This is a genomic window from Streptomyces griseosporeus, assembly GCF_014656055.1.
GTDB classification, from domain to species: Bacteria; Actinomycetota; Actinomycetes; order Streptomycetales; family Streptomycetaceae; genus Streptomyces; species Streptomyces griseosporeus.
The window spans coordinates 86444-108519 of the sequence record NZ_BNBR01000004.1; the positions used below are offsets into that span (position 1 = coordinate 86444).

The following is a 22076-nucleotide window of genomic DNA, read 5'->3' on the forward strand; positions in this document are numbered from 1 at the left end:
GTGACTTCGACGACGGACCTCATTCCGGCACCCCGTGCCCTCGACGGCCCCCTGCGCTGCGGTTTCGTGTTCGACGAGCGGACCGCCCTGTGGGCCGGGCCGGGCACCGGCAGCACGGAACGCTGGCTGCGCTCCGTGCTCGGCCCCGCCCTGGACCTGCCGCTGCCGCCGGGCCCGGAGGACTCTCCGCAGGCCGTGCGGCTGCGCGTGGACGACACCCTGGAACCCGAGGCCTACCGCCTCGCCGTCTCCGCCACCTGGGGGGTCGAGATCCGCGGGGGCGACCCGGCCGGGGTGTTCTGGGGCGCCCAGACCCTGCGCCAGCTGCTCGGCCCGGAGGCCTTCCGGCGGGCGCCCGTACGGCCCGGCATGCGCTACGGCATCCCGCACCAGACCGTCGAGGACGCGCCCCGCTTCCGCTGGCGCGGCCTGCTCCTCGACGTCGCCCGGCACTTCATGCCCAAGGACGGCGTCCTGCGCTACCTGGACCTGATGGCCGCGCACAAACTCAACGTGCTGCACCTGCACCTGACGGACGACCAGGGCTGGCGCATCGAGATCAAGCGCCACCCGAAGCTCACCGAGACCGGCTCCTGGCGCTCCCGCACCAGACTCGGGCACCGCGCCTCACCGCTGTGGGACGAGCGCCCCCACGGCGGCTTCTACACCCAGGACGACATCCGCGAGATCGTCGCCTACGCCGCCCAGCGGCATATCAGCGTCGTCCCCGAGATCGACGTGCCCGGGCACTCGCAGGCCGCCATCGCCGCGTACCCGGAACTCGGCAACACCGACGTCATCGACACCACCGCCCTCCCCGTCTGGGACACCTGGGGAATCAACCCCAACGTACTCGCCCCCACCGACACCACCCTGCGCTTCTACGAGGGGGTGTTCGAGGAGGTGCTGGAGCTGTTCCCCGCGGACGCCGCCGCGTTCTCGGCCTTCGTGCACATCGGGGGCGACGAGTGCCCCAAGGACCAGTGGCGGCGCTCGCCCGCCGCGCAGGCCCGCATCAAGGAACTCGGGCTGGCCGGCGAGGACGAGCTGCAGGCGTGGTTCGTCGGCCACTTCGACCGGTGGCTCGCCGCGCGCGGGCGCCGGCTCATCGGCTGGGACGAGATCCTGGAGGGCGGCCTCGCGCCCGGCGCGGCCGTGTCCTCCTGGCGCGGGTACGCGGGCGGGATCGCCGCCGCCCGCGCGGGCCACGACGTCGTCATGTGCCCCGAGCAGCAGGTCTACCTGGACCACCGGCAGGCCGCGGGGGAGGACGAGCCGGTGCCGATCGGGTACGTGCGCACCCTGGAGGACGTCTACCGCTTCGAGCCCGTGCCACCGCAGTTGACCGCCGAGGAGGCCGGGCACGTGCTGGGCACCCAGGCCAACGTGTGGACGGAGGTGCTGGAGGACCACGCGCGCGTGGACTACCAGACGTTCCCGCGGCTCGCGGCCTTCGCGGAGGTGGCGTGGAGCGCGCTGCCCACGCCCGCCGAGCGGGACTTCGCGGACTTCGAGCGCCGTATGACCGCCCACTACGCGCGACTTGACGCCCTCGGGGTCGCCTACCGGCCGCCCGGCGGGCCGAAGCCGTGGCAGCGGCGACCAGGGATCCTCGGCCGGCCGATCGACGGGGCACCGCCCAACCGGTAGCCGACCGGGGCCGGATCTCCGGTCGGGGCGGCGGGGTCCGGCTCCGAACACGTACCGGAAAAACCCCGGCAGGGTCACCGAAGAGTGGCAATTCGAGCGCACCGGTGATGCCGTGCGAAATCGGACCATCTCCCGGGTGAGGTGGGCGAACGGCACCTGGCGGACCCCCGTCCTCGGCTCTTGCGAAGATGTGCCAGAGTTGCCACGTCCGCCCTGTCAGCACGTACCGTACGGCGCAACAGGTGGGACCAGGTGGGGCAGCGGGAAGGGGCAGCCGGTTTTGACCACGCACGCACCGCAGGCGGCGCAGGCCGTCACGCTGCCCACGACGCTGGACGAGGCAGTGGCGGCGCTCACCGCCGTGCCCACCGCCGTCCCCGTCGCGGGCGGCACCGACCTGATGGCCGCCGTCAACTCCGGGCAGCTCAGGCCCGCCGCACTGGTGGGTCTGAACCGCATCAGCGAGATCCGCGGCTGGCAGTACCAGGACGGACACGCACTGCTCGGCGCGGGCCTCACGCACGCGCGCATGGGCCGCCCCGACTTCGCCGCCCTCATCCCGGCGCTCGCCGCCGCCGCGCGCGCCGCGGGCCCGCCGCACATCCGCAACGCGGGCACCCTGGGCGGCAACATCGCCACCGCCGCCCCCACCGGCGACGCCCTGCCGGTGCTGGCCGCCCTGGAGGCGACACTGATCATCGCGGGCCCGGGCGGAGCCCGCCGGGAGATCCCGGTGTCGCACCTGCTGGCCGGCATGGAGATGCTGCGCGGCGGCGAACTCATCGGGTACGTGCGCGTGCCGCTGCTGCACGCGCCGCAGGTCTTCCTGAAGGCGACCGGCCGCACCGGCCCCGGACGCGCCGTCGCCTCGGTCGCGCTCGTCCTCGACCCGGCCCGGCGGGGCGTGCGGTGCGCGGTCGGCGCCATAGCGCCGATGCCGCTGCGGCCCCTGGAGGCCGAGCACTGGGTCGCCCAGCTCATCGACTGGGACAACAACCGCGCGATCGTCCCCGAGGCGCTGCACGCCTTCGGCGAGTACGTCGCCGCGGCCTGCATCCCCGACCCGGTCCCCGCCGAGGACGGTTCGGTGACCCCGCTTCCGCCCGCCGTACTGCACCTGCGGCGCACCGTCGCCGCGCTGGCCCGACGAGCACTGGGGAGGGCGCTGTCGTGACCGACGACCAGCACGGACAGGGCGCGCAGGGCGCGTCCGGCGCACCGCAGGGCGGCGGGCGCTGGGATCCGCTGCCCCAGGGCGAGTACGACGACGGCGCCACCGCGTTCGTGAAGCTGCCCGAGGGCGGCATCGACGCCCTGCTGGCCGGTGACAGCCCGCTCGCGGCGCCCGGCCACGGCTATGTGCCGCCGCAGATAACGGTCGCGCCCGCCACCATGGCCGGCACCGACCCGGCGGCCACCGGCACCTGGTCCCTGCCCGTCACGCCCCCGGACGGGGCGGAGGCCGGCGGCCAGAGCGCGCACCCAGCGCACGGCGGTGGCGAGGCCGGTGCGCACGGCGAGCCCCGGATCGGCACCCCCTGGCCCGACCCGAACGCGGGCGCGCCGCAGGCGGGCGCCGAGGACCGGTTCACCTACCACCCCGGCGCCACCGGCCAGTGGACCTTCGAGGAGCCCGCGGCGTCCGGGCCCGCCCCCGGGCACGACGTGACCGGCCAGTGGTCGATCCCCGTCGCGGGCGGCGACCTGCCGGACGAGTCCGGCGAGTACTCCACGGCGGCCCTGGCCGAGCAGTGGGGCGCCGCACCCCCCACCCTGCCGGGCGGCGCGCCCGCCCCCTGGGCGACGCCGGACGACCAGGCCGGCGGCCCGTGGGGGCAGGCCGGCCCGGCGGACGGGGACCAGCCCGCTCCCGGGGCGACCGGGCAGCCGCCGTACGCCGGAGGGGCGCACGGGGCGCCGGAGCAGCAAGGCGCGCCACGGACGCCGGAGGCGACGGACGGTGCGGACGCCACCGACGGGCACGAGGGCGCCGCTCAGGGGGACGCCGGGGCGCACCAGGAAGACGCTGTCGAGCACTCGCCGGAGGCCGCACAGGCCCCTGCCGACCAGCCCGACGAGCCCGGGACCGACCCCGCCGCGGCCGAGCCGGACGGCGCCGACAGCGCCGTATCCGAGACCTCCGTGGGCGAGCCCGCCGCGCCCGGTGCCGCCGCGGCCGGGCCGGAGGAGCCGGCGGAGCCGTCCGCGCCGGGCTCCGGGGCGGCGCACGAGGAGCACCCCCTCGTCTCCTACGTCCTGCGGGTCAACGGCACCGACCGCCCCGTCCCGGACGCCTGGATCGGCGAGTCCCTGCTGTACGTGCTGCGCGAGCGGCTCGGGCTCGCGGGCGCCAAGGACGGCTGCTCGCAGGGCGAGTGCGGGGCGTGCAACGTCCAGGTCGACGGGCGGCTCGTCGCCTCCTGCCTGGTCCCGGCCGTCACCGCCGCGGGCAGCGAGGTGCGCACCGTGGAGGGCCTGGCCGCCGACGGGCAGCCGTCCGACGTGCAGCGGGCGCTCGCCCGGTGCGGCGCGGTGCAGTGCGGGTTCTGCGTGCCCGGCATGGCGATGACCGTGCACGACCTGCTGGAGGGCAACCCGGCGCCGACCGAGCTGGAGACCCGCCAGGCGCTCTGCGGCAACCTGTGCCGCTGCTCGGGCTACCGGGGCGTCGTGGAGGCCGTCAAGGAGGTCGTGGCCGAGCGCGAGGCGAACGCCGCCGCCGACGCCGAGACGGACGGCGACGAGGCACGTATTCCCCACCAGGCGGGCCCGGGCGCCGGAGGCGTCCACCCGTCGGTGTTCGAGGCACCCGGCGCCATGGGCCCGGCCCCGCACGGCCAGGCCTACGGCGAGGACGGCGGCGGTCAGGCGTACGGCGACGGTCCGGCGTACGGCGACGGCGACGGCGACGACCAGACGTACGGCGGTGGTCAGGCGTACGGCGACGGCGACGGCCAGGCCTACGACACCGGCACGCACGCGTACGGCGACGGAAACGCCGCCTACGACCACGGCAGCGCCCCCTACGGGCACGGTCAGGGCCAGGAACAGGACGGAGGCCAGGCGTGAGCAACGAAGCCGCCACCGCGACGACCGGCGTACCGACCGCCGCGGAGGCCGCAACCGCCCCCGAGCAGATCCCGCACGGGCTCGGCTCCTCCTTGCCGCCCGCCGACGCCCGCGCCAAGACCGAGGGCACGTTCCCGTACGCCGCCGACCTGTGGGCCGAGGGCCTGCTCTGGGCCGCCGTACTCCGCTCTCCGCACCCGCACGCGCGGATCCGCTCGATCGACACCACGCACGCGCGTGAGATGCCCGGCGTCCGCGCGGTCGTCACGCACGAGGACGTGCCCGGCACCCCGCTGTACGGCCGCGGCCGGGCCGACCGGCCGGTCTTCGCCTCCGAGGTCGTACGCCACCACGGCGAGCCCATCGCGGCCGTCGCCGCCGACCACCCCGACACCGCGCGGATGGCCGCCGCGGCCGTCATCGTCGAGTACGACGTCCTCGACCCGGTCACCGACCCCGAACAGGCCTTCGAGGCCGAGCCGCTGCACCCGGACGGCAACCTGGTCCGGCACATCCCGCTGCGGCACGGCGACCCGGAGGCCGTCGGCGAGGTCATCGTCGAGGGCCTGTACCGCATCGGCCGCCAGGACCCCGCGCCGATCGGCGCCGAGGCCGGTCTGGCCGTGCCGCGCCCCGACGGCGGCGTGGAGCTGTACACCGCCTCCACCGACCCGCACGCCGACCGCGACACGCTCGCCGCCTGCTACGGCCTCGAACCCGAGCGCGTGAAGGTCGTCGTCACCGGCGTGCCCGGTGCCACCGCCGACCGCGAGGACCAGGGCTTCCAGCTGCCGCTCGGCCTGCTCGCGCTGAAGACCGGCTGCCCGGTGAAGCTCACGGCGACCCGCGAGGAGTCCTTCCTCGGCCACGCCCACCGCCACCCCACCCTGCTGCGCTACCGGCACCACGCCGACGCCGAGGGCCGGCTGGTGAAGGTGGAGGCGCAGATCCTGCTGGACGCGGGCGCGTACGCCGACACCTCCTCGGACGCGCTGGCCGCCGCGGTGGCCTTCGCCTGCGGCCCGTACGTCGTCCCGAACGCCTTCATCGAGGGCTGGGCCGTACGCACCAACAACCCGCCCTCCGGCCATGTGCGCGGCGAGGGCGCGATGCAGGTGTGCGCCGCGTACGAGGCGCAGATGGACAAGCTGGCGAAGAAGCTCGGCCTCGACCCGGCGGAGCTGCGCCTGCGCAACGTGATGGCCACGGGCGACGTCCTGCCGACGGGCCAGACGGTGACCTGCCCGGCGCCGGTCGCCGAACTCCTCCAGGCCGTACGGGACTTCCCGCTCCCGGCCCTGCCGAAGGACACGCCGGAGGAGGAGTGGCTGCTGCCCGGCGGCCCCGAAGGCGCGGGCGAACCGGGCGCGGTGCGGCGCGGCGTGGGCTACGGCATCGGCATGGTGCACATGCTCGGCGCGGAGGGCGCCGACGAGGTGTCGACGGCGACCGTGAAGATCCAGGACGGCGTGGCCACGGTGCTGTGCGCGGCCGTCGAGACCGGCCAGGGCTTCTCCACGCTGGCCCGGCAGATCGTGCAGGAGACGCTCGGCATCGACGAGGTGCACGTGGCGCCGGTGGACACCGACCAGCCCCCGGCCGGCGCGGGCTGCCGGGGCCGGCACACCTGGGTCTCGGGCGGCGCGGTGGAGCGGGCCGCGAAGATGGTCCGCACGCAGCTCCTGCAGCCCCTGGCGCACAAGTTCGGCATGTCCACCGAACTCCTGCAGATCACCGACGGCAAGATCACCTCGTACGACGGTGTCCTGTCGACGACGGTGACCGAGGCGATGGACGGCAAGGAGCTGTGGGCCACCGCGCAGTGCCGCCCGCATCCCACCGAGCCGCTGGACGAGTCCGGGCAGGGTGACGCCTTCGTCGGCATGGCCTTCTGCGCGATCCGCGCGGTCGTCGACGTCGACATCGAGCTGGGCTCGGTGCGCGTGGTCGAACTGGCGGTCGCCCAGGACGTGGGCCGGGTCCTGAACCCGGCGCAGCTGGCGGCGCGGATCGAGGCGGGCGTCACGCAGGGCGTGGGCATCGCGCTGACGGAGAACCTGCGCACGCCGAGAGGCCTGATCCGGCACCCCGACCTGACGGGTTACGCCCTCCCCACCGCCCTGGACGCCCCCGATATCCGCATCGTGAAGCTGGTGGAGGAACGGGACGTCGTCGCGCCGTTCGGCGCGAAGGCCGTCAGCGCGGTGCCGGTGGTGGCGTCCCCGGCGGCCATCGCCTCGGCGGTGCGCGCCGCGACGGGCCGCCCGGTCAACCGCCTCCCCATCCGCCCGCAGGCGGCGGTGGTGACGGAACAGCGCTGAGTGGGCGGGCGCGACGGACCGGGGCCGCGGCGGGAGCCGGGGCCCCGACGCGTTTCCGGGGCGGGCGGGCAACGTGCGAAGTGCGGCGCGCGTCTTATCCGTTGGGGCGTTGTCAGTGGTGGGTCGTAGTGTGGGGGCAGTGGGACGACGACCGCCGCTGAGGGCGAGGCCGGGTGCCCGCGGAACAGGCGTGGGGCCACGGGAACGCGGGGGAGCACGGGGGGCACTGGGGACGATGGGTACTTGCACGATGACTCCGGTCGAGACGGAGCTGCACCAGCTGACGGCCGTGGCGCAGGGCGTGTGGACGCCGGACGCGGACTGGTCGCTGACCCGGTCCGGGCTGAGCCTCGACCTGCCGCCGCGCCTCCTGGACGACGCCTTCGGTCCCGGCCGGATCGTCCGCTTCGAGGAGCTGGACCTCCCGCCCGCGCTCACCCATGAGCCGACCCGCCGCTTCCTGCGGGACGTGGGCCTGCCGGAGCACGCGGGCGGTTTCACCCTGGACCTGGACGCACCGCTGCGGACACCCGGGGAGTACGCGGCGGACGAGGACGACCGGCTGACCCTGCCCCGGGGCGCCACCGGCCTGATACGGCTGGGCTGCCTCGCCCATGACGGGCACGCGGTCGTCGACGTCACCACCGGCACGCTCCTGCGCTGGACCGGCGGCGACGGCGCCCTGGTTCCGCTGGAGACGGACATCGCGGCCTTCGCGTTCACGCTGTGGCAGTCGACGCGTCCCGCAGTGGCGGACGTGACCGCAATCGACCCGGTCTAGCGCTGTGGTTTTCGCCCGCCCTGTGCGAAAGTGATCATCTTCTTTGTCAAGAGTGATCCAAGGGGCGGGTGTTGAGACGCAGAACGCTGCTGCGCGGAGTGGTGACGGCAGGCCTGGCGGCGGCGGGCGGCGCCGCCACGGTACGGCCGGCGGCCGCAAGTACGGACTACCTGGTCGTCGTTGTCGAACAGGCCGCCAACCAGATCCAGCGGTTCAGCAACGCCACCACCGACTGGAACGGCACACCCGGCTGGTACTGGAGCGCACCCGCCACGGACACCTGGCGGCTGCTGTCCGACGCCAAGCGCCGCGTCACCGCCAACTGGGACGACGTCCTGGTGTGCTGCGCCAACGGCTCGTCGAGCACGGGTGGCCGGGCCGCCATGGTCCGGGAGAGCGACAAGGCGGTCATCTGGACGGCGGTCGTGCCGGGCAACCCGCACTCCGTGGAGCGCATCGACGGGCACGGCGCCGTCGTCACCGCTTCCTCCAAGGCCCGGGTCTTCGGCGACGCCTACCAGTCGGGCGGCGGCATCAACCTCTTCGTCCCGAGCACGCACGGCGGTCTGCCGCCGACGTCGTACGCCGACAGCATCAGCGTCGGCTTCTCCGGCGCGCACGGCGTGCTGTGGGACGACGCCAACGAACTGCTGCTGGCGATCGGCGACAAGGAGCTGCGCGCCTACCGCCTGGTGACCGACGCAAGCGACATCATCACCGGCCTCACGCTGGTGGCGACCCTGACCTTCAGCGGCACGGGCCACGACCTGCAGCCCGACTACGCCTCCGAGGACATCTTCTACACGGTGGGCGGAGACGCCACCAACCCGGACCACGGCGTGTGGAAGACCCGCCCGGTGTACGACGTGGCCACCGGCACGTGGAGCTTCGCCGCTCCGACCAGGCTGCACGACTGGTACTACACCAAGTCCTTCAGCCGGCTCCCCGACGGCACGGAGTTCTGGGTCGACGCCCCGAGCGCAGCCACGTGGTGGAACGACACGGTCGGCTTCTCGGGCCGAGCGGACTCGGTCCGCACGGGCGCCAAGTTCTACAAGGCCCGCTTCTGGTCGCATGTCCTGACGTAGGACGAAGTCGAAGGTGGTCCTGAAGGGCCGGACCACGGCCGAACTCGCCGACGCGGTGCTGCCCGCCCTGACCTCGACGATGACCGTGCTGAAGGAGCAGGGCGAGGCCCCGGCGGCCGACTTCCGCAGCACCGTCCTGATCGCCCTGGAAAGCGCCGCGCGCTCCACCAAGGGCGGCCCCGGCCCCGCCGTCACCGACATGATCCGCAAGATCACCGAGGCGCTCGACGCCGCGTGACGGGACGGCGGGGCGCGGCCCTCCAGGCCGTCACGCGCCCTCCCTGCCCCCGGCGAGCCGCCGACGCCACCACAGGCCGGACCCCCACTGCCGCTGCTCGGCGAAAGGGTCCGGCAGGGTGCGCCGCAGATACCCGGCGTCCAGGACGGCCACTCGGCGTCCCAACTCGGCGCGGGCACGGGGAGGCAGGTGCCGCAGGACCTCGGCGAGCACATCCCGCGCGTGCCGCACGTCGTCGAAGGAACACCCTCGACACGAGCACTCGGCGTCCTGCGGGTACCGAGGGCGGCGCCCCGGCGCCCGCGCGAAGGCCTCGTAGCGCCGCAACGCCCGTGCCGTGGCGCCGGGATACACGTAGTAGTCGGCCGAAAGCCTCTCCACCCGGTGCACGGCCAGGCTGGTCAGAGGGGACAGCCCGTGGATCCGACCGGGCGGCGGCTCGTCCCACACCCGCGGCTGATGTCGTCGGTCGGCCCGGAGCCGACGAGGCCGCCTACGCGGCATCGGCCTTTCGGTACGCGTTCATGCCCGCCATGATGCCACCAACTCCCGCGCCGCAAACGGCCGGACGCCGGAAGGGCGACACCCCAGGGGGATGCCGCCCTTCCACGCTGCCCGCTCAGGCAGTCCGAGGCCGTGGCGGGGATCGAACCCGCGTAACTCGCTTTGCAGGCGAGCCCCTGAACCACTCGGGCACACGGCCGTGGTGTGCTTCCGAGAACGACCGTAGGGGGCCGTGGGGGAGGGCTCAAGGGTTTGGCCGGGGCTGCAACAGGGCTGCCATACGGCGTTCATGAAAGTTCATGAAAGGGGTCCGACATGGGGTCGGGTGCGTCGCCCCACCGCTCCGGGACCCCACGGTCCTACGACCGACGACCGAGGCCACTCGCGACCCCGGACAGGGGTCACCACGGCGATCACACCTTACGCTGACGGGCATGGCCGCCCTTGATCCCCGCGAAGCCACCGACCCCGGTGACGCCCTTCCTCCCAGCCCTTCGACCCTGCCCGGCGACGACCCGACCGCACTGCCCGGACCCGAGGAGGGCGTGCTCGGGCGGGCCCACCGGGCGCTGAGCATCGGGATGGTGTCCGTCATCCTGCTCATCGCCTTCGAGGCGACGGCCGTCGGCACCGCGATGCCCGTCGCGGCGCGGGAGCTGCACGGGGTGTCCCTGTACGCGTTCGCGTTCTCCGGGTACTTCACGACGAGCCTGTTCGGCATGGTGCTCGCCGGGCAGTGGTCGGACCGGCGCGGGCCGCTCGGGGCGCTGACCGCCGGGATCGCGGCCTTCGCCGCCGGGCTGCTGCTGGCCGGGACCGCCGGCGCGATGTGGCTGTTCATCCTCGGGCGGGCCGTGCAGGGGCTCGGCGGCGGACTGGTGATCGTCGCGCTGTACGTCGTCGTCGGCCGGGCCTACCCGGAGCGGCTGCGCCCGGCGATCATGGCGGCGTTCGCCGCGAGCTGGGTCGTGCCGTCGATCGTCGGGCCGCTGGCCGCCGGGGCCGTCACCGAGCACCTCGGGTGGCGGTGGGTGTTCGTCGGGATCCCCGTACTGGTCGTGCTGCCGATGGCGCTCGCCCTGCCCGAGATACGGCGGAGGGCCTCCGGGCCCGTGACGGCGGACGACGTCGACGCCCCGCCCGCCGCCCCCGACCGGCGGCGCATCCGGCTCGCGCTCGCCGTCTCCCTCGGCGCGGGGCTCCTCCAGTACGCCGCCCAGGACCTGACCAGCCCGCTCTCGCTCGTCGCCGGTGCGGCCGGCGCCGCGCTGCTCGTGCCCGCCGTGCGCGGCCTGCTGCCCCGCGGCACCTACCGCGCCGCCCGGGGCCTGCCCTCGGTGGTGCTGCTGCGCGGTGTGGCCGCCGGGTCGTTCATCGCCGCCGAGTCCTTCGTGCCGCTGATGCTGGTCACCGAGCGGGGCCTCGCACCGACCCTCGCCGGGTTCTCGCTGGCCGCGGGCGGCGTCACCTGGGCGCTGGGCTCCTGGGTGCAGTCCCGGCCGCGCGTCGAGCCGTACCGGGAGCGGCTGATGACGCTCGGCATGGTGCTGGTGGCGGCGGCGATCGCGGCCGCGCCCGGCGTGCTGGTCCACTCGGTGCCGGTGTGGACGGTGGCCGTGGCCTGGGCGTTCGGCTGCTTCGGCATGGGCCTGGTGATCTCCTCCACCAGCGTGCTGCTGCTGAAGCTCTCCGCGCCCGAGGAGGCCGGCGCCAACTCCGCCGCGCTGCAGATCTCCGACGGCCTCGCCAACGTCCTCCTCCTCGCCGCCGGGGGCGCCGCCTTCGCGGCCCTCGGCGGGGGCTCGGTGACCCACACGGCCACCGCGGCCCACGCGGGCGGCTCCCACCCGGCCGCGTTCGCCGCCGTCTTCCTGCCCATGGCCGCGGTGGCGCTGGCGGGGGCCTGGGTGACCACCCGGCTTCAGAAGCGGTGAGACCGCCGTACCCTCACGCGTACTCCCGTGGGACCGCTGTGACGTGGGTCCCACCCTCGGGGGACGCGGGCCTGTCCGGACGTTGACCGGGCCGGGGCGCCGGTAGGGTGGCCCGGTTGTCATACGTAGCCGAGCCGCCCTACCCCTACGGAGACCGTGACTACCACCGCCGCCAGCTCCAGCTCGTCCCACTCGCACCACCTGTCGCCCGCGTTTCCCGGCCGCGCCCCCTGGGGCACCGCCAGCAAGCTGCGGGCCTGGCAGCAGGGGGCGATGGAGAAGTACATCCAGGAGCAGCCGCGTGACTTCCTCGCCGTCGCCACCCCGGGCGCCGGCAAGACGACCTTCGCGCTGACCCTGGCGTCCTGGCTGCTGCACCACCACGTCGTACAGCAGGTGACCGTCGTCGCGCCGACCGAGCACCTGAAGAAGCAGTGGGCCGAGGCGGCCGCGCGGATAGGGATCAAGCTCGACCCGGAGTACAGCGCCGGCCCGCTCGGCCGGGAGTACGACGGTGTCGCCGTCACCTACGCCGGTGTGGGCGTGCGGCCCATGCTGCACCGCAACCGCGTCGAGCAGCGCAAGACCCTCGTCATCCTCGACGAGATCCACCACGCCGGTGACTCCAAGTCGTGGGGCGAGGCCTGCCTGGAGGCCTTCGAGCCCGCCACGCGACGGCTCGCGCTGACCGGTACGCCGTTCCGGTCCGACACCAACCCCATCCCCTTCGTCACGTACGAGGAGGGCACGGACGGCATCCGGCGCTCGGCCGCCGACTACACCTACGGCTACGGCTCCGCCCTCGCCGACGGCGTCGTCCGCCCGGTCATCTTCCTCTCCTACAGCGGCAACATGCGCTGGCGCACCAAGGCCGGCGACGAGATCGAGGCCCGCCTCGGCGAGCCCATGACCAAGGACGCCATCAGCCAGGCCTGGCGTACGGCGCTCGACCCGCGCGGCGACTGGATGCCGGCCGTGCTGCGCGCCGCCGACCAGCGGCTCACCGAGGTCCGCAAGGCCATCCCCGACGCCGGTGCCCTCGTCATCGCCTCCGACCAGGAGTCGGCCCGCGCGTACGCCAAGCTGATCCGGGACATCACCGGGCACAAGGCGACCCTCGTGCTGTCCGACGACACCGGGGCCTCGAAGCGGATCGACGACTTCAGCGCGAGCGACGACCGGTGGATGGTCGCCGTCCGCATGGTGTCCGAGGGCGTCGACGTGCCGCGTCTCGCGGTCGGCGTGTACGCGACGACGATCTCCACGCCGCTGTTCTTCGCGCAGGCCGTCGGCCGTTTCGTACGGTCCCGGCGGCGCGGCGAGACGGCGTCCGTGTTCCTGCCGACCGTGCCCGACCTGCTCTCCTTCGCCAACGAGATGGAGCGCGAGCGCGACCACGTCCTCGACAAGCCGAAGAAGGACGGCGAGGAGGACCCCTACGCCGAGGAGGAGAAGCTCCTCCAGGAGGCCGAGAAGCAGCAGGACGAGGACACCGGCGAGCAGGACATGCTGCCCTTCGAGGCGCTGGAGTCCGACGCCGTCTTCGACCGGGTCATGTACAACGGCGCCGAGTTCGGCATGCAGGCCCACCCGGGCAGCGAGGAGGAGCAGGACTACCTCGGCATCCCGGGGCTCCTGGAGCCCGACCAGGTGCAGTTGCTGCTGCAGAAGCGGCAGGCCCGGCAGATCGCGCACAGCCGCAAGAAGCCGGCCGAGGAGGCCGACCTGCTGGAGATGCCCGCCGAGCGGCGGCCCGTCGTCACGCACAAGGAGCTGATGGAGCTGCGCCGGCAGCTCAACACCATGGTCGGCGCCTACGTCCACCAGAGCGGCAAGCCGCACGGCGTGATCCACACCGAGCTGCGGCGCGTGTGCGGCGGCCCGCCGAGCGCTGAGGCGACGGCGGGGCAGCTGCGGCAGCGCATCGCCAAGGTGCAGGAGTGGGCGACGCGGATGAAGTGACGCCGCCGGCCGGCCGGTGGTGCCGGTGGTGAAGGCGGTGCGCGTGCGCTGTACGTATCGGGACAAACACAGGTAGTCCCTCCCGGGCCTTGACCGGATTCTGGACGGAGCCTTCCGCTCAGCGAACCTGCTTCGCTACTGTCCCGCTACGCACACGCCCCGTGGCAGCGCCGCCGCGGAGCGCAGCCGTGAAGCGACCGGTCCCGGAGAGCATCCCGGACCGTCACCGATCGGCGGCCTCTGACGCGCGTCGCCGACGGGACTCGGTGACGCAGAACCGCCGTGCGGGGCCGCCGACCTCACCACCAGGAGGAGTGGGCGTCGTGACCGCGGAGACCTCTCAGACGCTCGACCGAGGACTGCGTGTCCTCAAGCTGCTGGCCGACACGGACCACGGGCTGACCGTCACCGAGCTTTCCAACAAACTGGGCGTGAACCGGACCGTGGTGTACCGGCTGCTCGCCACGCTGGAGCAGCACGCCCTCGTACGGCGTGACCTGGGCGGGCGGGCCCGCGTGGGCCTCGGGGTGCTGCGGCTGGGCCGGCAGGTGCACCCGCTGGTCCGGGAGGCCGCGTTGCCCGCGCTGCGCTCGCTGGCCGAGGACATCGGGGCGACCGCGCACCTGACGCTGGTGGACGGGACCGAGGCGCTGGCCGTGGCGGTCGTGGAGCCGACGTGGACGGACTACCACGTGGCCTACCGGGCCGGGTTCCGGCATCCGCTGGACCGGGGCGCCGCCGGCCGGGCGATCCTCGCCGCGCGGGCCCAGCCCCTGGGAGACCCCGGGTACACGCTCACGCACGGCGAGCTGGAGGCGGGGGCGAGCGGGGCGGCGGCGCCGCTGCTCGGCGTGACCGGCGTCGAGGGCAGTGTGGGCGTGGTCATGCTGGCCGACGCGGTGCCGGAGCGGGTGGGGCCGCGGGTGGTGGACGCGGCGCGGGAGGTGGCGGAAGCCCTGCGCTGAGCCGGGTTGGCCCACCCGACAAACACCGCCAGCCAGCTCTGTCCGTTTCTCTCATCACCCGCCGCCGAGCGCCGTCGATCATCGACGGCATGCACACCCCTCACCTCGACCTCACCGCCGACGTCGTCTCCCTGACCCGTGCCCTCGTCGACACCCCCTCCGAGAGCGGGGCGGAGGCCGCCCTCGCGGACGCCGTCGAAGGCGCCCTCCGCGCCCTGCCCCATCTCGTCGTCGACCGCGTCGGGGACTCCGTCGTCGCACGGACCGGCTTGGGGCGCCCGGAACGGGTGGTGCTCGCCGGGCACCTCGACACCGTTCCCGCCGCCGGGAACCTCCCGGCGCGGATGGACGGCGAGCGGGTGTACGGGCTCGGGGCCTGCGACATGAAGGGCGGGGTCGCCGTCGCCCTGCGGATCGCGGCCGGCGTCCCCCGGCCCTCCCGCGACCTCACCTTCGTCTTCTACGCCTGCGAGGAGGTCGAGAGCGACCGCAACGGCCTCCACCGGATCCTCGCCGAACGGCCCGGACTCGTCGCCGACGCCGGTCTCGCGATCCTCATGGAGCCGTCCGGCGCCGGAGTGGAGGCCGGCTGCCAGGGCATCCTCACCGCCGACGTCGTCGTGCGCGGCGAACGGGCGCACAACGCGCGCGCCTGGCAGGGCGTCAACGCCGCGCACAAGGCGGCGCCGGTGCTGCGGCGGCTCGACGAGCACCGGGCCGAACGGGTCGTCGTCGACGGGCTGGAGTACCGGGAGGGGCTGAGCGCCGTCGCCGTACGGGCCGGGGTGGCCGGGAACGTCGTACCCGACGAGTGTGTCGTGACGGTCGACTACCGGTTCGCGCCGAGCCGTACGGAGGCGCAGGCCGAGGCGTACGTGCGCGGCCTCTTCCCCGGGTACGAGGTGCGCGTCACGGAGGTCGTGCCGGGGGCGGCGCCGCGCCTGGACCGGGTCGGCGGGCTCGTCGCCGCCCTCGGGGGCCGGCCGCGGCCCAAGCTCGGCTGGACCGACGTGGCCCGGTTCGCCGCGCTGGGCGTGCCCGCGCTGAACTACGGCCCCGGCGACCCGACCCTCGCCCACACGGCGGGGGAGTACGTCCCCGTGGCGCACCTGCGCGCCTGCGAGGAACGGCTCAGGCGGTGGCTGGCCTGAGCCCGGCCAGCGTCCGCAGCTGCAGCCACAGCACGAGCCGTTCGTCGGGATCGTCGAGGTCGACGCCGAGCTGCCGCTGGACCTGCCGGAGGCGGTAGCGGCAGGTGTTGGGGTGCACGGCGAGCCGTTTCGCCGCGCCCGCCATGTCGCAGCCCGCGTCGAACCAGCAGACCAGGGTGCGCGCGTGGTCGGTGCCGTGCTCGGCGTCATAGGACAGCACCCGCCGCCACGCGCCGTCCGCGCTCAACTCCCTGTGCTCCGCCATGAGTTCCCGCAGCCGCAGCAGGACCACCCGCGGGCGCGCCTCGTCGATCGTCGCCACCGGCACGTCCGGATCCGGTACCCGCAGGACCAGGTCCGCGTCCGCGCGGGACTCCGCCGCCCCCGCCACGTCCGGCACCGTCCCGCCCAGCGCCGCCCGCACCGGCACCCGCAGCGCCCGCCCGGCCCGCGCCACGATGTCCTCGGCGAGCGCCCGGTGCCGTGCGCCCGGCGCCGGCAGCAGCGCGTACACCACTCCGTCGACCAGGACGCACGCGTGCCGCCCGTAGCGCGCCTCGCACTGCAGGCGTACGACGTCCAGCAGGCGCAGCGCGGTCCGCTCGGCGTCCGGTCCGCTCGCCGTGGCGTCGGGCACGAACGCGGCCACCCGCACCGCCCCGTCGAGGCCGAGCCGCTGGGCGGCCGTCGCGGCGTCCGCGGTGCCCTCCAGCAGGCGGCGCAGCAGGTCGTCGCCGAGGTGCCGGGCCAGCTCCCGCGCCGCCCGGGCCCGCAACAGCAGCAGCGCCGCGGTGGAGGCGCCCTGGACGAGGGTGTCCTCGGCGTCGGGGGCGAGGGTGCCGGCGTCGATCACCCAGACCGAGCCGAGCGTCTCGCCGCCCGCCCGCACGGCCACCGCCAGGCGCGGCAGGCCGCCCTCGCGCAGCGCGGGCAGCCGGACCGGGCCGTCGGCCGCGAACAGCCGCCGGTACTGCTCGGTGTTCTCCGCGCTGACCGGCACCTGCAGGCCGAGGATGCCCTGCCGGCGGTCCTCGTCGACCGGCTGGCCCGGCACGGTGGAGTAGGCCAGGATCCGCTGCCGCGGGTCCTCCACGGCCGTCGCCCCGCCGGCCGCCGCCGCGATGGCGTCCGCCAGCGCGAACAGGTCGCCGAGGCCGCCCGCGGAGGGGGCGGGCCGGGCGCCGATCGCCGACGCCAGCAGCAGGTGCACGTGGTGCCAGGCGGCGTCCTCGTCGACCGACAGCAGTGCCACGCCGTGCGCGTGCGCGTCGTCGGGGGCGTGGCCGTCGGCCCCGCGCAGCACCACGCCCGTCATCTCGGCCTCCGCCGCGGCCGCCAGCACCGGCCCGGCGTCGTCCGGCCGCACCCCCACCGCCAGCAGCAGCGCGCCCGGCACGCGGGGGAGCGGGGCATGCGCGTCGTACAGCAGCGCCTCGGTGATCGGGGCGGTCAGCCCGGCGGGCGCGGTCACCAGGCGGACGGAGGCGCCGCCGACCGCGTCGAGCAGGTCGCCGAGGGTGCGGACGTCCATGGGCGGTGCGCGGTTCCTCGTGAGGGGTCGGGCCGACCGGCCGAGGATTTGGCCGATCCCGCAAGGACCGTACGTCGTCCTTGGACGCCCGCACAACACGCGACGGGCACCGGGCCCGCAGACTCGGGGCATGACCCCAGTCATCCTCCGCAGCGTCCACGACGTGGCCTCCCTCGCCGCCGTGGCCGACCACTTCAGCGACGTCTGGCAGACACCCCGCACCGCCCCGCCCTTCCCGGCCGAGCTGCTGCACAGCCTCGTCCACGCGGGCGGGGCCGTGCACGCCGCCTACGCCGACGGGCGGCTCGCCGGGGCCGCCGTCGCCGTCTTCGGGCCGGACCGGCAGACGTACTCCCTGGTCGCCGCCGCCGAACGCGGCCTCGGGGCCCGGGTGAAGCAGGCCCAGCGCGCCTGGGCGCTGGAACGCGGCGCCCGCACCATGCGCTGGACCTTCGACCCGCTGGTCGGCCGCAACGCCCGCTTCAACCTGGTCAAGCTGGGCGCGGTCGGCACGGAGTACCTCGTCGACTTCTACGGCCCCATGTCGGACGGCGTGAACAGCGGCGACGAGAGCGACCGGCTGACGGTCACCTGGGACCTGACGGCCCCCGAGACACCGCACGGCCCGGACGACCCGGCCGACCGGGCCGGTGCCCCCGTCGTCGCCACCGCTCCCGACGGCGGTCCCCTCGCGCACCGGGACGGCGACCGGCGCGTGTGGTGCCGCGTCCCCGACGACATCGTGAAGCTGCGCGCCGCCGACCCCGTGCTCGCGCTGCGCTGGCGGTACGCCGTGCGCGAGGTGTTCACCGGGGCCTTCGCCCAGGGGTTCACCCCGACCGGCATGTCCCGCGACGGCTGGTACACCCTCACCCGGACGGAGGACGCGGCGTGAAGCTCGAACGCGTCGAGATCGTGCACGTGGCGATCCCGCTGGTCACCCCCTTCCGCACGTCCTTCGGGACGATGACGGACAAGGACACCTTCCTGCTGCACGTCGTCACCGACGAGGCCGAGGGCTGGTCGGAGTTCGCCGCCGACCCCGAGCCCCGGTACTGCTCCGAGTTCACCGCCGGCGCCGAGCTGGTGCTGCGCGACTTCCTGCTGCCGCGGGTCGCCGCCCTGCCCCGCCCGACCACCGCCGCCCTCGCCCCGGTGCTGGCCGGCGTCAAGGGCCACGAGCTGGCGAAGGCCGCCCTGGAGACGGCACTGCTGGACGCGGAGCTGCGGGCGTACGGCATGCCGCTGGTGACGTATCTCGGCGCGGTCCGCGACCGGGTCCCGGCGGGCGTCTCGGTCGGCATCAAGAACTCCGTCCCCGAACTGCTGGACGACGTGGAGCGGTACCTCGCCGAGGGGTACGTCCGCATCAAGCTGAAGATCGAGCCCGGCTGGGACCTGGCGCCGGTGCGGGCCGTGCGCGAGCGGTTCGGGGCGGAGTTGCCGCTCCAGGTCGACGCGAACACGGCGTACACCCTGGCGGACGCCGAGCATCTGCGGCGGCTGGACGAGTTCGGGCTGCTGCTGATCGAGGAGCCGCTGGAGGAGAACAACCTGTACGCCCACGCCCGGCTCCAGCAGCGCCTGGCCACCCCCGTCTGCCTGGACGAGTCCCTGCACAACGCCCGCGACACCGCGTCCGCGATCGCGCTGGACGCCTGCCGGGTCGTGAACGTCAAGCCCGCCCGGGTCGGCGGCTACCTGGAGGCCCGGCGTGTGCACGACGTGGCGTCCGCGCACGGGGTGCCCGTGTGGTGCGGGGGCATGCTGGAGACCGGCATCGGCCGGGCCCCGAACCTGGCGCTGGCCGCGCTGCCCGGGTTCACGTTGCCCGGGGACACCTCCGCCTCCGGCCGCTACTTCGCCGAGGACATCACCGAGCCGTTCGTGCTGGAGGACGGGCACCTGCCGGTCCCGACCGGCCCCGGCATCGGCATCGAGCCCCGCCCGGAGGCGCTGCGGCGCTTCACGCGGCAGCGCAGGGACCTGTACGTGCGGTGACCGGGGCGGGTGCGGGGGCGGGGACGGTGGGATGCGCGGGTGGCGTGACCGGGGCGGGGGCGGCGGGATGCGCGGGTGGCGTGACCGGGACGGGCGCCGGGGACCGTGGGTGGCGTGACCGGCCCGGGGCCCGTGCGGTCGCTCACGTTAGATTGACTCCGTGCTCTCACGCCTCACACGCCCCCAGGCCCTGGCCGTCTGCGGTCTGCCCGTCGTGGCCCTGATCGCCACGGCGGCGTTCGCCCCGCTGCCGTTCTCCCTGGCGCAGCCCGGTCTCACGGCGGACGTACTGGGCGAGAACAAGGGCACCCCGGTGATCACGGTCTCCGGGGCGCCGACCCGGCAGACGCGCGGCGAGCTGCGGATGGTCACCATCGAGGCGACGCCGCCCGGCGCGCGCGTCACGCTCGGGGACGTCCTCGACGGCTGGTTCGCCACCGACCGGGCGGTCATGCCGCACGACTCGGTGTATCCCGGCGGGGGCAGCGTGAAGGACATCGAGCGGCACAACACCGAGGAGATGGAGCGGTCGCAGGACGACGCGACCGCCGCCGCGCTCGGTTACCTGCACCTGAGCCCGAAGGACGTCAAGGTCGATCTGACCCTCGCCGACGTCGGCGGGCCCAGCGCCGGGCTGCTGTTCACGCTCGGCATCATCGACAAGCTGGACGGCGACGGCAGTGGCGGCGACCTGACCGGCGGCCGGACGATCGCCGGTACCGGCACGATCGACCCGGACGGCAAGGTCGGCGCGGTCGGCGGCGTGGCGCTGAAGACGCAGGCCGCGCGGCGGGACGGGGCGACCGTGTTCCTCGTGCCGAAGGCCGAGTGCGGTGACGCCAAGGCCGAGCTGCCCAAGGGGCTGCGGCTCGTCCCGGTCACCACGCTGAAGAGCGCGGTCGACGCGCTCGTGGCGCTGGAGAAGGGAAAGGGCGAGGTACCCAGCTGCTAGGCCGTGTCCACGGCTAGACGGCGAGCGCCACGTCCGCCCCCTTCGGCGCGGCGAGCCGCAGCCCGACGTCGACCAGGGTCCAGCCCAGCCGGGTGCGCAGCCGGCGCGGATGTCCGGCCGCCTGCCGGGCGAGGCGGTGGGCGTCGGCCACGGCGCGCAGGTCGGCGGCGTGCTCACGGGCGAGGTGGGTCTCGATACGCATGATGCTGCCTCTCGGTCGGTCCGAACGGGTGCGTGTGCGGTCTCTCAGCCGGTCTGAACCGGTGCGTGTGCGGTCTCTCAGTCGGTCTCGACGGGGAACAGGTGCGTGTGGATGCGGACTTGCTCCGAGCCGGGGGTGTCCTGGTCGGGGACGCGGCCGCGGTAGTCCTCGATCAGGGCGCGCATCTTCTCGACCAGCTCCGTGGCCAGTTCCGGCGTGAGCCGGAGCGTGGCGTCGCTCATGTCGCTCGACCGGGACCAGTCCTTGCCCCAGCGCTCCCGCGTGCCGAGCCAGCCGGACAGCTCGCGGGCGTGGGTGGCGGCGATCTCGTGGAGGTAGGTCTCGGCGAGCCCGCGCACCTCCGGTCCGGTGCCCTCGAAGTCGTCGCTGTCGAAGACCAGGCCCTGGTCCACTGCCCGCCACCAGCGCTCCCGTCCCTTGCCGTGGCCGGGGGCGTCCTCGACGAAGCCGTGGGCGGCGAGCTGGCGCAGGTGGTAGCTGGTCGCGCCGCTGGACTCGCCCAGGCGTTCGGCCAGCCGGGAGGCGGTGGCCGGGCCGCTGCGGCGCAGGGCGTCCAGCAGCTGCATCCGCAGCGGGTGGGCGAGGCCGCGCAGGGAGCGGGGGTCGAGGTGGCGCAGTTTCCGGGGTGCGGGTGCGGGCTCTGTCACGCGTACAAAGGTATCTATGCAAAGCTTCCTTTGCAAGCACTTCTTTGTAAGGGCGGCCGTGCAGTCGCTCCCGACAACTCCCCGTGACTCCGCCCTACTTCACGAACCCCTCCTTCTCCATCCAGTCCAGCGCCACCTGGTGCGGGTCCTCCCCGTCCACGTCCACCTTGGCGTTCAGCTCCTGCGCCACGTCGTTGGTCAGTTTCTTCGTGACCGGGTCGAGGACCTCCGCCATCGCGGGCCACTGCTTCAGCGTGTCGGCGTTGATCACGGGGGCCGCGTTGTAGTTGGGGAAGAACTTGCGGTCGTCCTTCATCACCACCAGGTGCATGGACCTGATCCGGCCGTCGGTGGTGAACACCTCGCCGAAGGTGCAGTTGCCCTTCGCGGTCTGCGTGTAGATGATCCCGGTGTCCATCTGCGTGACGTTCTTCGCCGGCACGTCCATGCCGTACGCCTTCTCCATGCCCGGCAGCCCGTCGGCGCGGTTGGCGAACTCGCCCTCCACGCACAGCGTCACCGCCCCCGGGTCGCGCTCGGCCAGGGCGGCCACGTCGGACAGGGTCTTCGTGCCGTACTTCTTGTAGTTGGCCTCGTTCATGGCCAGCGCGTAGGTGTTGTTCAGCGCCGCCGGCGGCAGCCAGGCCACCCCGTTGTCCACGTCCGCCGCGCGGACCGCCTCCCACTGTTTGTGCGGGTCGGTGATGGGCTTGCCGTTGCCCTGGTACGTGATCCAGGCGGTGCCCGTGTACTCGTACATGGCGTCCGCGTCACCGCTCTTGATCGCCTCGCGTCCGCCGACGGACCCCTGGATCCCGGTGCGGTCCAGGACGTCCGCACCGGCCGCCTGCAGCGCGATGCCCATCATCGCGCCCATGATCAGGCTCTCGGTGAACGACTTGGACGTCACCGTCAGATGGGCGCCCTTCAGCGGCCTGCCCTTGCCGATCGAGCCGGGCTCCACGTCGTCGACCATCGGCGATCCGCTGGTCAGACCGCAGCCGGCCACCAGCGCGCCCGCCAGTCCCAGACCCAACGCCCGCCTCACGCGCCTGTCCG

19 protein-coding genes and 1 tRNA gene are annotated in these 22076 nt (G+C 74.3%); 14 read left to right on the plus strand and 6 right to left on the minus strand.

Annotation, left to right across the window (positions count from 1 at the left end):
- The 7 genes from IE308_RS19380 (at position 1) to IE308_RS19410 (ending at position 9147) form a co-directional block, all read left to right on the plus strand.
- Positions 1–1650 (plus strand): beta-N-acetylhexosaminidase, encoded by a 1650-nt coding sequence (locus IE308_RS19380; protein ID WP_190218911.1) that lies wholly within the window; start codon positions 1–3, stop codon positions 1648–1650.
- 280 nt (positions 1651–1930) lie between these two features.
- Entirely contained in the window at positions 1931–2824 is an 894-nt protein-coding gene (locus IE308_RS19385; RefSeq protein ID WP_110628488.1) for an FAD binding domain-containing protein, read from the plus strand.
- Positions 2821–4719 carry a 2Fe-2S iron-sulfur cluster-binding protein gene (locus tag IE308_RS19390; protein WP_190218912.1) on the plus strand — a complete coding sequence of 633 codons (1899 nt, stop codon included), beginning with the start codon at positions 2821–2823 and terminating at the stop codon, positions 4717–4719. Before IE308_RS19385 ends, IE308_RS19390 begins: the two co-directional genes overlap by 4 nt.
- Positions 4716–7040, plus strand: coding sequence for a xanthine dehydrogenase family protein molybdopterin-binding subunit (locus IE308_RS19395; protein WP_190218913.1), 2325 nt, complete (start codon positions 4716–4718; stop codon positions 7038–7040). Before IE308_RS19390 ends, IE308_RS19395 begins: the two co-directional genes overlap by 4 nt.
- A 250-nt stretch (positions 7041–7290) precedes the next feature.
- Positions 7291–7821 (plus strand): SUKH-4 family immunity protein, encoded by a 531-nt coding sequence (locus IE308_RS19400; RefSeq protein WP_229908958.1) that lies wholly within the window; start codon positions 7291–7293, stop codon positions 7819–7821.
- A 71-nt stretch (positions 7822–7892) separates the two neighbouring features.
- Entirely contained in the window at positions 7893–8909 is a 1017-nt protein-coding gene (locus IE308_RS19405; RefSeq protein WP_190218915.1) for a DUF6528 family protein, read from the plus strand.
- A 13-nt stretch (positions 8910–8922) separates the two neighbouring features.
- Positions 8923–9147: a hypothetical protein gene (locus IE308_RS19410; protein ID WP_190218916.1), complete on the plus strand. Its 225-nt coding sequence runs from the start codon at positions 8923–8925 to the stop codon at positions 9145–9147.
- Positions 9148–9177: 30 nt separating this feature from the next.
- Here IE308_RS19410 and IE308_RS19415 read toward each other — a convergent pair whose 3' ends face one another.
- Positions 9178–9528 (minus strand): hypothetical protein, encoded by a 351-nt coding sequence (locus tag IE308_RS19415; RefSeq protein ID WP_190218917.1) that lies wholly within the window; start codon positions 9526–9528, stop codon positions 9178–9180.
- A gap of 250 nt (positions 9529–9778) precedes the next feature.
- A tRNA-Cys gene (locus tag IE308_RS19420) sits at positions 9779–9850 on the minus strand.
- A 235-nt stretch (positions 9851–10085) separates the two neighbouring features.
- Here IE308_RS19420 and IE308_RS19425 point away from each other — a divergent pair.
- The 4 genes from IE308_RS19425 to dapE all read left to right on the plus strand — a co-directional run bounded on the left by IE308_RS19425 (position 10086) and on the right by dapE (position 15663).
- Positions 10086–11585 (plus strand): MFS transporter, encoded by a 1500-nt coding sequence (locus IE308_RS19425; RefSeq protein WP_190218918.1) that lies wholly within the window; start codon positions 10086–10088, stop codon positions 11583–11585.
- 156 nt (positions 11586–11741) lie between these two features.
- The gene (locus tag IE308_RS19430) at positions 11742–13547 is read left to right on the plus strand and encodes a DEAD/DEAH box helicase (RefSeq protein WP_190218919.1); all 1806 of its coding nucleotides are present in this window, start codon (positions 11742–11744) and stop codon (positions 13545–13547) included.
- A 323-nt stretch (positions 13548–13870) separates the two neighbouring features.
- Positions 13871–14512, plus strand: a complete 642-nt coding sequence (locus tag IE308_RS19435; protein WP_110636542.1) for an IclR family transcriptional regulator — start codon at positions 13871–13873, stop codon at positions 14510–14512.
- Between the two features lie 89 nt (positions 14513–14601).
- Positions 14602–15663 (plus strand): succinyl-diaminopimelate desuccinylase, encoded by a 1062-nt coding sequence (dapE, locus tag IE308_RS19440; protein WP_190218920.1) that lies wholly within the window; start codon positions 14602–14604, stop codon positions 15661–15663.
- Here the strand turns inward: dapE and IE308_RS19445 are convergent.
- A complete protein-coding gene (locus IE308_RS19445; protein WP_190218921.1) occupies positions 15644–17194 on the minus strand; it encodes a PucR family transcriptional regulator in 1551 nt (516 codons plus the stop codon). The genes dapE and IE308_RS19445 overlap by 20 nt on opposite strands.
- Before the next feature lie 130 nt (positions 17195–17324).
- Between IE308_RS19445 and IE308_RS19450 the strand changes: the two genes are divergently transcribed.
- From IE308_RS19450 to IE308_RS19460, 3 genes are all read left to right on the plus strand, one after another.
- Positions 17325–18089, plus strand: a complete 765-nt coding sequence (locus IE308_RS19450; RefSeq protein ID WP_190218922.1) for a chorismate synthase — start codon at positions 17325–17327, stop codon at positions 18087–18089.
- Positions 18086–19195, plus strand: coding sequence for an o-succinylbenzoate synthase (menC, locus tag IE308_RS19455; RefSeq protein WP_190218923.1), 1110 nt, complete (start codon positions 18086–18088; stop codon positions 19193–19195). The genes IE308_RS19450 and menC overlap by 4 nt, the downstream gene beginning before the upstream one ends.
- 160 nt (positions 19196–19355) lie before the next feature.
- On the plus strand, positions 19356–20147 hold the full coding sequence (locus IE308_RS19460) for a S16 family serine protease (RefSeq protein ID WP_110628476.1): 792 nt from the start codon (positions 19356–19358) through the stop codon (positions 20145–20147).
- Between the two features lie 13 nt (positions 20148–20160).
- On the opposite strand, the gene IE308_RS19465 is transcribed toward IE308_RS19460, so the two are convergent.
- The 3 genes from IE308_RS19465 to IE308_RS19475 form a co-directional block, all read right to left on the minus strand.
- Positions 20161–20349, minus strand: a complete 189-nt coding sequence (locus tag IE308_RS19465; RefSeq protein WP_190218924.1) for a hypothetical protein — start codon at positions 20347–20349, stop codon at positions 20161–20163.
- 77 nt (positions 20350–20426) lie between these two features.
- A complete protein-coding gene (locus IE308_RS19470) occupies positions 20427–21017 on the minus strand; it encodes an ArsR/SmtB family transcription factor (RefSeq protein WP_229908959.1) in 591 nt (196 codons plus the stop codon).
- 94 nt (positions 21018–21111) lie between these two features.
- Complete coding sequence (locus IE308_RS19475; RefSeq protein WP_229908960.1) at positions 21112–22065, minus strand: glycine betaine ABC transporter substrate-binding protein; 954 nt, start codon at positions 22063–22065, stop codon at positions 21112–21114.
- Between the last annotated feature and the right edge of the window lie 11 nt (positions 22066–22076).